General features: G+C 72.7%; 11 protein-coding genes. 4 read left to right on the top strand and 7 right to left on the bottom strand.

From position 1 onward, the window contains the following. Positions 1–31 precede the first annotated feature (31 nt). The 6 genes from FOF48_RS07380 to FOF48_RS07355 form a co-directional block, all read right to left on the bottom strand. Positions 32–295 (bottom strand): phosphopantetheine-binding protein, encoded by a 264-nt coding sequence (locus FOF48_RS07380; RefSeq protein ID WP_143899456.1) that lies wholly within the window; start codon positions 293–295, stop codon positions 32–34. Then, positions 282–1,061, bottom strand: a complete 780-nt coding sequence (locus FOF48_RS07375) for a 1-acyl-sn-glycerol-3-phosphate acyltransferase (protein WP_143899455.1) — start codon at positions 1,059–1,061, stop codon at positions 282–284. Before FOF48_RS07375 ends, FOF48_RS07380 begins: the two co-directional genes overlap by 14 nt. Continuing rightward, complete coding sequence (locus FOF48_RS07370) at positions 1,054–1,812, bottom strand: beta-ketoacyl synthase chain length factor (RefSeq protein ID WP_221938226.1); 759 nt, start codon at positions 1,810–1,812, stop codon at positions 1,054–1,056. The genes FOF48_RS07375 and FOF48_RS07370 overlap by 8 nt, the downstream gene beginning before the upstream one ends. Before the next feature lie 387 nt (positions 1,813–2,199). After that, positions 2,200–2,859: a malonate decarboxylase holo-[acyl-carrier-protein] synthase gene (mdcG, locus tag FOF48_RS07365; RefSeq protein ID WP_143899453.1), complete on the bottom strand. Its 660-nt coding sequence runs from the start codon at positions 2,857–2,859 to the stop codon at positions 2,200–2,202. 243 nt (positions 2,860–3,102) lie between these two features. Next, entirely contained in the window at positions 3,103–4,641 is a 1,539-nt protein-coding gene (locus FOF48_RS07360; protein ID WP_235685443.1) for a hypothetical protein, read from the bottom strand. A gap of 85 nt (positions 4,642–4,726) precedes the next feature. Further along, a complete protein-coding gene (locus FOF48_RS07355; RefSeq protein ID WP_143899451.1) occupies positions 4,727–7,210 on the bottom strand; it encodes a DNA polymerase domain-containing protein in 2,484 nt (827 codons plus the stop codon). 195 nt (positions 7,211–7,405) lie between these two features. Between FOF48_RS07355 and FOF48_RS07350 the strand changes: the two genes are divergently transcribed. The 4 genes from FOF48_RS07350 (at position 7,406) to FOF48_RS07335 (ending at position 12,241) form a co-directional block, all read left to right on the top strand. Further along, positions 7,406–8,038 (top strand): YafY family protein, encoded by a 633-nt coding sequence (locus tag FOF48_RS07350; RefSeq protein ID WP_143899450.1) that lies wholly within the window; start codon positions 7,406–7,408, stop codon positions 8,036–8,038. A 338-nt stretch (positions 8,039–8,376) separates the two neighbouring features. Then, a complete protein-coding gene (locus tag FOF48_RS37500; RefSeq protein ID WP_221938224.1) occupies positions 8,377–9,984 on the top strand; it encodes a collagen-like protein in 1,608 nt (535 codons plus the stop codon). A 341-nt stretch (positions 9,985–10,325) separates the two neighbouring features. After that, positions 10,326–11,822: an NAD(P)/FAD-dependent oxidoreductase gene (locus FOF48_RS07340; RefSeq protein WP_255441986.1), complete on the top strand. Its 1,497-nt coding sequence runs from the start codon at positions 10,326–10,328 to the stop codon at positions 11,820–11,822. 23 nt (positions 11,823–11,845) lie between these two features. After that, positions 11,846–12,241, top strand: a complete 396-nt coding sequence (locus FOF48_RS07335) for a molybdopterin cofactor-binding domain-containing protein (RefSeq protein ID WP_221938223.1) — start codon at positions 11,846–11,848, stop codon at positions 12,239–12,241. Between the two features lie 15 nt (positions 12,242–12,256). Here FOF48_RS07335 and FOF48_RS07330 read toward each other — a convergent pair whose 3' ends face one another. Continuing rightward, the gene (locus FOF48_RS07330) at positions 12,257–13,657 is read right to left on the bottom strand and encodes a S41 family peptidase (RefSeq protein WP_143899449.1); all 1,401 of its coding nucleotides are present in this window, start codon (positions 13,655–13,657) and stop codon (positions 12,257–12,259) included. Position 13,658 lies beyond the last annotated feature (1 nt).

Here is a 13,658-nt window from a genome sequence, read left to right as displayed (position 1 = left end):
GGGGTGACTCCTCGCTCTGGTTTTGGGGGGCTCAGGATCGCGTGCGGTGGGTGCTGACGAAATCCGCGAGCGCCCGCACACTGGCGAAGTGACGGCGGTTCTCCTTGGAGTCGCTCGCCAGCACGACGCCATAGGACTTCTGCAGCGCCAGGCCGAGCTCCAGGGCGTCGATGGAATCCAGCCCCAGCCCTTCGACGAACAACGGCGCGGCCGGATCGATGTCCTCCGGCGTGAGGTCTTCGAGGTTCAGCGTCTCGATGACCAGTCGCTTGATTTCGTGCTCAAGCTCCAACATGACCCTGGCTCTCCCGGGAGAAGTGATCGTGCAGACGGGTGGTGAGCTGGCGCGCGGCCTTCGCCGCGTCGCCCGCGTCCGCGTCCTTGGACGAGACGGGGATGTCGTCCTCCACGCGGATGATGTAGTGCATGGCCCTCGCGGGCACCTTCCACCACGGCATGCCCTTGGTCAGTCCGCGAGGCTCGCAGAGGATGGTGACGGGCGTGATGTCGCAGGGGCCGCGCACCGCGATGTTGGCGGCGCCGCGCTGCAACTGCATGGGCCCTTGGAGGGGCGTGCGCGAGCCCTCCGGGAAGATGATGAGGTTGTTGCCGGCCTTCACGGACGCGATGCAGTCCTGGATGAGGCCGGGCCCGGAGTCATTGCACAGGTAGCGCGTCGCCCGGATGGGGCCGCGCGTGAACGGGTTGTTCGCCAGGCTCGCCTTCACCACGCAGTCCGCGTTGGGGACCAGCGAGATGAGGAACACCACGTCGATGAGCGACGGGTGGTTGGCCAGGATGAGCAGCCCGGAGCGCGACAGCTTCTCCACCCCCTCCACCTCGTAGCGCAGCACGCCCAGGAAGCGCATGTAGCCGATGAAGAAGCGGAAGGAGTGATGCACCGCCAGCCGCGCCAGCCGCTGCTGACGGGCCGGCTCGCGCACGAACAGCTGGAGCAGCGGAAAGTAGATGAGCCGCAGGGCCAGCCCGCCCAACCCGAAGGTGGCGAACGACAACCCGGTGGCGAAGATGCGCCACGGTCGATCCAGCGCCTCAAGCATGGCGTTCCCACCGCCAGCGCCGGGCGCCCACCGCGTGCTCCCACCGCGAGGCGCCAGAGACGAGGAAGCGCAGGATGCGCAGGTCCGCCGGGAGTCCGGCCGGCTCCGGCTCCAGGGCCGCCCTGTCCAGGTCCAGGTCCAGGCCCGGGGACGGCCCGGCGGCGCAGCCCAGCCGGACGGTGTTCCCCTCCGTGCCGGCCGTCAGCAGACAGGCCCAGGCATGCGGGAAGGCCACGTCCTGGGAGAAGTGCTCCCAGGGGCTGGGCACGGGCTCGTCGTAGACGACGACCATCACCCGGGGGACGCCGTCCGCCAGCAGGCCGCACGCCTCCGTGAAGGCGGCCTCCACCGTCTCCTCGCCCGCGGCGATGGCCCCATAGGAGGCCGTGTCGCCCCGCGCGATGGAGTAGAGCGCGCCGATGGCGTTGTGCACCGACAGGCTGAAGGACGTGGGCGACAGGGGCTCCGAGCGGGCCAGCTGCGTGAGCAGCTCCACCGAGCGGCCCAGGTCCCCGTAGCGCGAGGCGAAGATCACCGGCGCGTCGGGCGCGTCCGCGTGGGCGCCATACGCCGCCTGCAACGCGATGCGGCCCAGCCGGTCCACCCGGCGGCGCATCATCGAGGGCATCTCCGTCAGGGCGGGCGTGCCTTCGGCGGGCAGAGGGTGTGGCTTCGCGAGCCACGCTTCCCAGTCGGCAGGGTGAGCGAGGCCAGGGGCCCATGCGGCCCAGCGCTGAACGGAGAATCCCATCATCGTGACGGGGAGGCCCCAAGCGCTCCCAAAGGCAACCTTTACCAAAGCATCCAGAGGGTGACAATTGGGGGTCCCCCCCAGGCGGTCGGGAGGCCCGACGCCTGCCTGTCCCCCTGCGCCCGCGTCGCCGCAACCGGCCGGTATTCCTGATGAAACGCGCAACTCTTCCTCGGCTTTCAGGTTCTCGCGGGTTTGTCCAGGGGAGACATCAGGAGGGCACTCCGTGGGTCGGAGGATGCCCCTGCGAGGGATTCGGAGCGCGGGGAGATTCAGGCCCGCGGTGCGCGTCCCGTGACGTCGCGAACGCCTGGGTTATTCACCCGACGTGCGCCATCGCGGTCTGGGTGGAGTCAGGAGCTCGCGGCTTGTCGCCGTGGGGGCGCGTCAGGGTTCGGCGGGGAAGAGGGCGCGCAGCTCCCGCAGCGTGCGGGGGCTGGCGCCGCGGGGGCCGGTGACCCAGATGCGCTCGGGCTCCAGCGCCAGCTCGCGCCAGGACACCGCGCCGCCGTCGGGGAGCACCACCTCGCCGTCCAGGCGCACCACCGAGTGGCGCCGGGACACCGCCTCCAGGCCGAACAGCAGCCGCTCCACGTCGGACCAGCGCGCGGGGGTGAACAGCAGGTCCACGTCCGACAGGGGCCGCAGGAAGGACTCGCCCGAACGGTGCTGCCAGGCCAGCGACCCGAACACGCCCACCGTGAGGTCCAGCGCGGCGCCCAGGGCGACGACGTCGTCCAGCGCCGGGCGCCACGCCGCGGGCGCCGCGTCCAGCGCCTCTTGCAGCGTGGGGGGCGGCAGCCAGCGCTCCACGGCCTGCATCGCGACGTGCAGGGACAGGTGGCGGCGGTCCGGCAGCGTGAGGCTCAGCCGCACCTCGTCGTCCCGGTCCGGCACGTCCTGGCGGGCGACGGCGAAGGGCCGGCCCTGCTCGCGCCACGCCGTCACCCGAGGGAGGACGTCGGGGCCTGGGGGCGAGCGCAGGTGCTCCTCCCAACCGGGGCCCAGGTACACCCAGTCATGCCGCACCGGACGTTCACCGCCCATGGGCAGCGGTCTCCTCGGGCCGAGTGGGATGCGGGTCTCCTTCCGCGGCACGGGACGGGGCCACCCCCGGGATTCGCGGCTGCGGAAGGGGAACGGACAACTTCATCCGCTGATTCATTACCCGGATTCATGCCGCCGGTGGGGCCGAACCTGCACGGCCGGGCGCGGTAGCCCCCGCTCTGACGCCACTCCCCGGAATTCAGGGTGGGAGTCCCGCGCACGCGGGGGCCTTCAGCGCCAGGGTTAGCGGGGTTTCTGGAGGATGGGGGTGGCGGTGCTCACGTGCTGCCGGCGCATGTCGATGAGGATGTCGTAGTTGCGCGCGTCCGGGGCCACGGGGCCGGCGGCGAAGCGGTAGAGGCCGCTGACGTCCCGCTCCCGGGGGAAGCGCTCCTTGACGAGCGCCTTGAGCATCTCCTTGGCCACCCACTCGGCGTCCACGGACACGGAGCCGAACTCGTCCAGGTAGTGGAACGGCGCGGAGGAGTCCGCCTGCTTCGCGGTGAGCACGAAGACGCGCGGCTTGCGATCCGGGACGACCAGGCTCGCGCCCTGCTCCATCAGCGCCAGCTCCCGGCCCTGGGGCAGGGCGAACAGCTCCAGGGACTGCTCGTGCGCGAGGAAGGCGCTGAAGGCCACGAACCCGGTGAGCAGCCCCGTGGCGATGCGAGGCCCGAACCGGGGCCAGATGGTGCCCACGTTCACCAGCGACGCGGCGAAGAAGACGGCCCACACCCCGGTGAGCGCGTTGAGCGTGCGGTAGGTGGGCCAGCGCTCCCCGGCGAGGAAGCTCACCGAGTACGCCGCCCCCGACAGCGTCACCAGGGCCAGCATCCAACGCCCCACGCCCGTCAGCCCGGAGCGGCGCCCCTCCACCGCGACGCCCACGCCCAGCAGCGTCAGCGTCAGCACCACCATGGCCCAATAGCCGTCCATGTCGCCGACCGGCGCCTCGTTGAGTGCGGACAGGGCGAGCGCGTTGGGGAACACGTGCGTGAGCGCCCAGATGGTCTTGTCCACCCAGTGCTTCTCGAAGGCGAGCCGGGGCGAGGGCGGGAAGACCCCTGATTTGAACAACACCTGGGTGACGAGGTACGCGAGCGCCAGTCCCGCGCCCATGATGAGCAGGTGCTTCGTCATCCACCGCGCGGTGTGCCGCAGCGACACGTCCCGGCGCACCACCAGCGACGCCGCCAGCAGCACCGCGGAGAACAGCCCGCTCACCTGGTAGATGAGCGTCGCGGTGGCCATGGCCCCCACCGCGGCCAGCGCGTGCGGCCAGCGGAGGCGACCTTCCTCTCCCGGGGCTCCGATGGCGCGCCGGGCGAACGCGAACGCCCCCAGCCCCAGCATCAGCGCCACCGCCTGGGGCCAGCAGATGCCCCAGTTGGCGATGACCTGCGCGGAGGGCGTCAGCGTGAGGAACCCCGCCAGGAGCGCGGCGGAGCCGGGCCGCCAGCCCTCCCTTCGCAGCAGCAGGAACACCGCCGCCGCGAGCACGCCCAGCCCGGCCACGCCCATCAGGCGCAGCCCCATCAGCCCGTCGATGCCGCCGGCCGCCTTCGCGGACGCCTCCAGCATCCAGCCGTAGAGCGGGCGGCCCTGGGAGGCGCAGACGCGGAGGATCTTGCCCGGCTCCTCACGCGCCTCGCGCAGGATGGCGTAGTCGTCGCGCAGGCCGTAGCGGTGGATGACCGCGTTCCAATAGATGAGCCAGGGGAGCAGGAGCAGCAGGGCCACGGTGCCGGGAACCACCAGCGCGCGAGGCGTGGGACGCGTCATCAACGAGAAGGCCATTGCGGTTGACGCAGCGTAGCAGATGCCACCCCGCGACTCCTGGAGGAACCGAGACACGGCAGGGTTCCAGTCACGGTGAGAAGTGCGGTGCTCCAAGCACTGGAGCGTCTTCTCCGAACTCCGGGCCCCGGGGCTCGCGGACGACGGTGAGCACGGGCCTGGCATCCGTCAAGGAGGGGGTGAAGAGCGAGGGCTGCTCGGGGTCCGCGAACACCGTGGCGAAGTCCTCCGCGGTGAGGCCACGCGCGAGCCGGGCCGCGAAGGAGTCCTTGAGCAGGCGGACGTAGTACTCGGCATCGTAGTCGCGCGGGTCGTCGCCCGCGGGCTCGCCCGGCGCGGGGCGCGGGCCGGGTTCTCCGTCCTCGGTGTCGTGTTCCGGAAGCAGGCCCGCCCGGCCGCCCGAGGCGCGGTAGATGCGCACGCGCTCGCCCAGGGACCAGTGTTCGCGGCCGTTGGTGAGCAGCGCCTCGTAGGGCAGCTCCCGGCGCTGCTTGCGCGTGGCCAGGTACTGCGCGGGGGACTTGGTCAGCCGCACCTGGGCGGTCACCTCGTAGGTGGGCACCCGCCGCTTGCGCAGCGCCATCACCGCGTCCACGTAGGTGTCGCGCACGGCGCGCACGTCCCCGGACAGCAGGTGCTGGAGGGCGCGGCGCAGGAAGTCCTCGCCGAAGGGCTCCGCGCGGCTGGAGCGGAACGCCACCCCGCGCAGCAGCAGGGGCCCGGCGTAGGGCCGCAGCGCGTAGTTCTTGGGTTCGTGCGACAGCATCGCGGCGTAGCGCCCGTCGAACTCCAGGCGCACGCGCGGCGGCAGCAGGGCCGCGACCTCCGACACCACGCGGCGCTCGTCGACCTCCGTCCAGGTCTCCGGCACCGCGAAGTAGACGCCGTCCGTGTCGGCCTCCAGCAGCGTCACGCCGCGCTTCGCCAGCTCGCGGCACAAGAGGCCCAGCACCTCGCGCCCGCGCCGCGTCACCTCGTTGGCGGCGTGCACGTCCGAGAAGCGCGTGAGCCCCATGGCGCCCATGTAGCCGTAGGCGGAGTTGACGATGAGCTTCATCGCCGCGGACAGCGCCTCGTTCGTGTGGCGCTCCGGGGAGCCCGGAGGGGCCTTCTTCGCCTTCGCCTTGGCGTCCAGGCGCTGGTCCACGAGCCGGTCCACCAGCGACAGCAGCACGTTGAGCCGGTCGCGCTTCGGACCGATGCGGTACTGGCGCATCAGGGACGGGTACAGGCTGGCCACGTCCGCCTTCACCACGTGGCGCGCGACCCCGCAGGCGAAGAGGTGCAGCGCCGCGCCGCTGTGGGACGTGCCGTCGCCGGACTCATGGGCGGGGAGCGCCGCGCCGGAGCGCAGGTAGGCGCGCACCAGCAGCGGATCCAACACGCCCGTCGCCGGGCCCGCGTCCGCCAGCCGTTCGTAGCGCCGGGGGGCCATGCGCGCGAGCGCGAACACCGCGCCGCCGAGCAGGTGCGCGAGCCCAGCGGCCTCCGTCACGTCCTCGCGCGCGTAGCGGCGCACCCGCTCTGGATCCCTGCCGAAGACTTCGTGCACGCGCGCGCCGGGGATGAGCTCGCGGTCGGGGCCCGACAGGCCCAGGTGCCGGGCCACCGCCTTGAGGCCGTGGCCGGGCAGGTCGCGGGCGGAGAAGTCGTGGCGGCGCACGGCGTCCAGCGTGTCGATGAACTCACGGCCGGGGACGGTGTAGCGCGCGCGGCGCATGGCGTCCGCCTCGCGGCCTCCAGGACCCCGGTTCAGCGCGGCGCCTCGGGCGGAGGGCCGGTGCCGCAGCCCTGGCAGGCCCGCGCGACCCAGCGCCAGCGACACGTTCAACCGCTTCGCGCGCTGGTCCAGGAAGGGCAGGTCGAAGCCGTGCAGGTTGTGGTTCTCCACCACGTCGGGGTCCGCCTCGCGGATGCGCGCGACCAGCCGACGCAGCAGGTCCGCCTCGCCCGCGTCACCGTCCGCCGTCACCTCCAGCGTCTCCGCGCGCCCTTCGGGGTCCCGCAGCGCGACCAGGAAGATGCGGTCCTTCGACGGGTCCAGGCCGGTGGTCTCCAGGTCGAACTGGAGCCGGCGCAGGTCGTCGAAGCCCATGCCTCGGAAGTACGTGCGCCCGGTGGCCACCAGGTATTGCTCCTCCGGGGGCAGCACCAGCACCGCGCCCGGGCCCAGGTCGCGCAGGTGGCCCACGCGCTGGTCCAGCCGCCTGGACGCGCCCTTCAGCACCGCCGACGCCAGCGCGCGGCCATCCTCCGCGCTCACCACGAACCGCAGCGCCCCGGGCCCCTCCAGCTCCCGGTACGTCACCGCGCCCGCCACGGGGGGCGTGCCCTCGCGCCGCAGCGCCGGGCCCAGGTGCTCCAGGTCCTGGAGCGACGCGAGCAGCACCCAGGGCCGGTACCTCGCGTCCTCGCGCTGCCGCGCGTGCGTGCCCGGCTGCTGCTTCCAGATGAAGGCGCGGCCATCCGGCTCCGCCCACACGGACACGATGCCCGGCGTGGGGTCCCACCCCCACAACCACTCGTCCTCCAGCGGATGGGGCGGGATGGCCATGGGGGAGAGGAGGTCGGGGAGGGGATGCGGCGGGGCGGGGGCCCCGCTCCGGAGGCTCTTAGGCGCCCCGGCCGCAGGGGCGCAAGTGCGGGAGACCCCAGGCATCCCGGCGCTGTCGGAAGGGCTTCGCATCACGGGTGTTTCCCCGCAGCTTGAGGCCCCCGGCTGACAGCTGTATGTCAGGATACCCAGGCCATGCAGCGAACCGAGCGTCTTTTCGCCCTCGCGGAGTACCTGAGGGGCCGTCGCACCGGCGTCACCGCGGAGGTGCTGGCGGAGCGCTTCAGCGTGACGGTGCGGACCATCTACCGGGACCTGGACGCGCTGCGCGCCGCCGCGCTGCCGGTGGGCGCGGAGCGGGGCCGGGGCGGTGGCTACGCGCTGGACCGGGGCTACAGCCTGCCGCCGGTGAACTTCACCGCGCGCGAGGCGGCGCTGGTGGTGGCGCTGGGTCGCTTCGCCATCGACATGCGGCTGTTGCCCTTCACCGGGACGCTGGAGTCCGCGCTGGACAAGGTGCGCTCGGCGCTGTCCACCTCCGCGCAGCGTGAGTTGCTGGCGCGGCTTCGGGAGCTGACGTTCCTGGGCGTGCCGTCGCTGCCCACGCGCAAGCCCGTGCGCGAGGCGCTGGAGCGCGCGTGGTTCGAACGCCAGCCCCTGCGCATCACCTACGTGGACGGCGACTTCCTGGAGACGGTGCGCGAGGTGCGCATCGAGTCCGTGGTGATGGACCGGCACGAGACGCGGCTGGACGCGGTGGACCTCGCGTCCGGTGAGCGGCGCCACTTCCGGTTGGACCGCATCACCCGCGCGGAAGTGATGGGGTGAGACGGCCGTCCTCGAGTCGTGCGTCCGGCCCCGCGAAGCGGACAGGCGCGCGCCGTCACCCAGGGCCCAATCACACACGGGATTGAGTCACGCGGCGTCACGTCGTCGCCAGACGTCGTGATTTGGCCGGAAAGTGGCTCAAACATGTTTTCTCCTGGCGTGGTGTGACAGGGGGTGTTGCTCAGCCCGCAAGCCGTGTGTGTGACGCCACGGGATGGGCCGGGCTGTGTCATCGGGTGCGTCGGACTGATGTATGGAATGTTTCACGAGACGGGACGGCGACTCTTCCTTCGCCGCACGTTGTCGTGCCGCCTGTCGTTGGGAGGGGTCCCATCACCATGTCGCTTCAAACCTTCGTGCCGCTGCGTGGGGAACGCTCACGCTTCCGTGTGTTGTCGCTCTGCGCGACGTTGATGTTGTCGGCCTGTACGGAGACGACGGGCGATGCGGCCACGGGACCCGAGGGCCCGCAGGGGCCCGCGGGTGCGACGGGGCTCCAGGGCCCGGCAGGCCCGCAGGGCGAACAGGGGCCCGCGGGCGAGCCCGGCCTGATGGGGCCTCAGGGCGAAACAGGCCCCGCGGGTTCGGGGGCTCCGGGTGCGCAGGGGCCGGTGGGACCGCAGGGGCCCGCGGGCGCGACGGGCCCCCAGGGGCCCATCGGCTTGATGGGACCCATGGGGCCGCAGGGCGTCGTGGGGCCCACGGGGCCTGCCGGCGTGAAGGGGGACACGGGCGCGAAGGGCGACACCGGCGCGGCGGGTGCAAAGGGGGACACCGGCGCGGCGGGGGCGAAGGGCGACACGGGCGCGGTGGGCCCGACCGGCCCCACGGGCGCGGCCGGGGCGAAGGGCGACACGGGTGCGAAGGGAGACACCGGCGCGGCGGGGGCGAAGGGCGACACGGGCGTGAAGGGGGACATGGGCGCGGCGGGTCCACAGGGGCCGGTGGGCCCGACCGGTCCCACGGGCGCGACAGGCCCCGCCGGGCCGACAGGCCCCATGGGGTCGGCGGGCACGCTGGGCCTCTATGGCGACGGTTCCGGAGGGGCGTTCAGCGTGGGCATGGGCCAGACGGTGGACCTCACCACCCCGAGCGGCGTGGCCCAGCTTCCCGTGGGCTTCAACATCCAGTTCAGCAACATCAACATCGCGGGCACGCTCGTCGTCCCCAGCGGCACGGTGCTGCGCTCGACGGGTGACATCACGGTGAGCGGGACGATCACCGTGGCGCCGGGCGCGGAGGACCTGGGGGGAGGCGGGGCGCCCACGGGCGTCGCCCGGACGGCAGCGGGTTCCTACAAAGGTGGCGTGGGGCTGACCTCGTTCCAGGGAGCCCAGGTGCGCAGGGTCCAGACCGCGGCGGGCGGGGCTGGCGCGCGCCTCTACGAGGGCGCCGGGGCGGACGGCGGCGCGGGGGGTGGCGCGGTGCTGCTGGCCGCGCGCGGCAACATCCGGATCAACCCGGGCGGCGTCATCAACGCCATCGGCCAGAACGGCGTGAATCCGCAGACGGCCGGACAGGGCATCGTGGGCACGGGCGGCGGTGCTGGCGGCATCGTGCTGGTCGCGGCGAAGGGCAGCATCACCCTGGGGGGGACCATCCGTGCGCAGGGCGGCAATGGCGCGGACGGCTTCAACGGCAACGGCGGCTCAGGCGAAGGCGGCGGCGGCGGTGGCGGTGGGGGCATCGTCCACTTCATCGCCTCCTCGTCGGCCAGCGTGACGGGAACCGTGATGGTGTCGGGTGGAGGGGCGGGCATCAACGCGCCGCCTTCGTCGGGCACGGCCATCACTCCGGGAGGCGGTGGTGGGGGCTGCGGTGGCACGGGAGGAAACGCGGGTGGCACCGTGCCGACGACGAACACGGTGGTGACCGCTTCCGCGGGGACGGCTGGCTACTTCCTGCAGACCGTCGCCCCCGAGCCGGAGTCGCTGCTGGGCCTGTGAGTCCAGGGGCCGCTGGGACCGGTGTTCATCCGGTCCCGGAGTCCCTGCCGGTGCGCTCCCGCGGAGCGCCAGCCCAGGCCGCCAGCGCCCGCTCGTGCGTCCAGGGTGAAGAGGAAGGCCTCGTCTTCGCGCGTGACGAGCCACAGGTCGTACGCGTGGGCCGCGTCACGGGCGCCTTCCAGGTGTCACGGGGGCTTCGCGTGGGGACCGCCAGCGCGAACGAGGGGACGGGGCCCCGTGCGCATGGCGAAGAGGCTTCCGGCCCTCGTTCCCTCATGCCGGACGGAGGCGGGGGTTCGGTGCTCTAGTGCGCACCTCCTTCTCTCCCGGAGGTCCACCCGGTGCCATCCCGTCTTCCGCCTCACGTGCGCATCGCCATCGCGGGCGCGGGCTTCGCTGGCCTGGGCATGGCCATCCGGCTGAAGCAGGACGGCATCGACGACTTCGTGGTCCTGGAGCGCGCGGACGACGTGGGCGGCGTCTGGCGCGACAACGTCTATCCCGGTTGTGCGTGCGATGTGCAGTCGCTGCTGTACTCGTTCACCTTCGCGCCCAACCCCGGCTGGTCGCGTGCGTACTCGCCGGGGGCGGAGATCCATGCGTACCTGCGCGACTGCGTGCGGCGCTTCCACCTGGCGCCGTTCCTGCGCTTCGGGCATGCCGTCCGCTCCGCGCGGTGGGACTCCGTCCGGAGTCACTGGGTGCTGGACACAACCCAGGGACCGCTCACCGCGGACGTCTTCGTGGCCGCGGTGGGGGCGTTGAGCGAGCCCGTCATCCCGCCCCTGCCCGGCTTGGAGCGCTTCCGCGGCAAGGTGATGCACTCGGCGCGCTGGGACACGGGCCACGCGCTGGCCGGGCGCGCGGTGGGCGTGGTGGGCACGGGCGCGTCCGCGGTGCAGTTCGTCCCGGAGATCCAACCGGCGGTGGGCCGGCTCGTCCTCTTCCAGCGGACACCCGCGTGGGTGCTGCCCCGGGGCGACCAGCCCATCAGCGCCCTGCGCAAGGCGCTATACCAGCGCGTCCCGGGCGCCCGCTGGCTGGCGCGCGAGGGCCTGCGCATCCTGCGCGAAGGCATGTCGCTGGGGTTCCAGTACCCGTGGATCCTGCGCCTCGCGCAGCGGTGGGCGCTGCGGCACCTGTCGCGCGTGGTGCACGACCCGGCGCTGCGTGCCCGGCTCACGCCGAGCTACACGATGGGCTGCAAGCGCATCCTCATCTCCGATGCGTACCTCCCAGCCCTCACCCGGGCGAACGTGGAGGTCGTCACGCCCCGCATCCGCGAGGTGACCGAGGACGCGGTGGTCACGGAGGACGGCACCACGCACCCGGTGGACACGCTCATCTTCGGCACCGGCTTCCAGGTGACGGACATGCCGCTGGGGCACCATGTCCAGGGCCGGGACGGCCGCACGCTCGCGCAGGTGTGGGCGGGCAGCCCCAAGGCCCACCTGGGCACCACCGTGAGCGGCTTTCCCAACCTGTTCCTCCTCCAGGGGCCCAACACCGGCCTGGGCCACACCTCCGTGCTGCTGATGATGGAGGCCCAGCTGGACCATGTGCTGGGCGCGCTGCGCTACCTGGACGCGCGGGGCGCCGCCGCCGTGGAGCCCCAGCCTGGAGCCCAGGACGCCTTCGTGCGGGAGATGGACGCGCGCCTGTCCCGCACGGTGTGGAACCAGGGCGGCTGCCGGAGCTGGTACCTGGACGCCACGGGCCGGAACGCCGCGCTCTGGCCGGGCACCACCTCCGCGTATCGCCGCCGGGTGGAGCACTTCGATCCCTCCGAGTACATCACGCTCCCCCGTCCTGCCTCCCGGTCGACGGGCCGCTCCTGAGCCGGGCGCCCGCCGTCGGCGAGGTGCGGGTGTGCCGCGAGGTGGGGGCGTTCGGCGTGGGCACGGTGCTCAACGCGAAGACGGCGCGCAGCCAACTGCTGGGCGGCATCGTGATGGGCATCGGCATGGGGTTGATGGAGGAGACGCAGCTGGATTCGCGCTCGGCGCGCTTCATCACCCAGGAACCGGCGGACGCCCACGTGCCGGTGAGCCCGGACGTGCCGGACATCGACGCCATCTTCGTCCCGGAGCGTGACCCCTACGTGAACGCCGTGGGCGCCAAGGGCCTCGGTGAAATCGGCATCACGGGGACGGCCGCCGCCCCCGCCAACGCCATCCACCACGCCACCGGCCGGCGCATCCGCGAGCTGCCACTCACCCTGGACAACGTGCTCGCGACGTCCTTCTCTCCGCCGTGATCGCGGCCTGTGTCCTTACGGCAGGGGGGACGCGGGGGCGCGGTGCGCCAGGGAGTCCGCCAGCGCGCGGATCGCGTTCGCGTGGGCCTTCCACAGGTCCTTGCCGGCGTGGAAGACGTCCAGCGGGTGCTGGGGCGGGAGGCCCTTCGCTTCGAAGTTCCGGCCGCCGGTGTCGGTGTAGTGCTCGTTCGACAGGTGGACCGTCCACCCGTTGGGCAGCGGCTTGACCAGCACGTCGGAGAAGGCGCCGCGCGTCGGGGTCCCCACCTGGACGACCTGCGGGAGCGCATGCATGGCCAGCGTGAGGACCTCTCCGGCGCTGACGGTGACGTCGCTCGTCACCACGTGGACCGGACCGTGGAAGGACGGACGCGACGAGGGCTGGAGGATGAACCGCTGGAGCGGGACGTCCTTCGCCCCCCGCGCCCATTTGGAGTACGCGGTCCGGGGCCTGTCCGTGAAGCGCTCCGCGATGGCTCGCGCGATGACATCGTGGCCACCCCGGTTGTTGCTCACGTCCAGGATGACCGAGTCCGCCTCCGCGAAGGCCGTCAGCGCTTCATCCAGGACCGGCTCCAGCGCGGCCAGCTCCTGCGCGGGCGTGGGGGCGTTCCCCTCCGCCGCGGCGGCGAAGCCCCCCAGCGTCAGGACGTTGAGGTAGCCGACGCGGGGCGCGGCGAAGCCCCAGAAGACGCGCTGGTTCGCGACGAAGTTCCCCTGCCCGCGCAGCACCGACTGGAGGATGCCGTCGCGATAGGCGCGCATCCAATCCCGATGCACCTCCCGCGCGGGACGGCCCGTCACGATGGCCGCCTGCTCCAGGATGGCGAAGGTCCCCGTGGCGCGCGGCTCGTACTTCAGCGTCTCCGCGGACGCCGCGTCCGCCAGCAGCTCCACGTGCGCGTCGTTCAGGGAGCGCAGCGCGTCCGCGAAGAGGGTGAACAGCGCGGGCCCCTCCATGCCCGGCGTGACATGGGGGCGCTGGGCGTCCAGCCGCGCGAGCCAGTCCGGCCCGCGCTCGGGGAAGTAGGCGTAGTGCTCCGCGAAGGTCGCCCGGAACACATCGAAGAGCTCCAGGGCGCTCCACACTCGCGGCGAGTCGCAGTCCGGGGGCAGGGCGGCCACCCGGTCGAAGCGGTAGCGCGTCTCTCCCGGCGCGGCGAGGAAGTCCCGGCTGTCCTCCGAGGGGCCCGGCTCCTGCACCCCGAACCGCTCCTTCAGCCGCGCCGGGGACGCGGGATCCGGATAACACCCGGCGGCCGTCTGGTGGTGCAGGCGCATGCCCTCCGGCGTCACCGTGAGCAGCCACCCATGGCCGCGCGAGCGCCACACGCCATGTCCCTCCAAGATGGCGTCCTCCAGGACGGCGCGGGGTGCGGCACAGGAGGCCAGCAGCCCCGCGAGCAGCAGGAGCACC

The sequence above is a fragment of the Corallococcus sp. Z5C101001 genome (genome assembly GCF_007352635.1).
Classification (GTDB): Bacteria; Myxococcota; Myxococcia; order Myxococcales; family Myxococcaceae; genus Corallococcus; species Corallococcus silvisoli.
The sequence above is the reverse complement of the archived record's forward strand: the minus strand, read 5'-3'. Positions and strand labels throughout refer to the sequence as shown.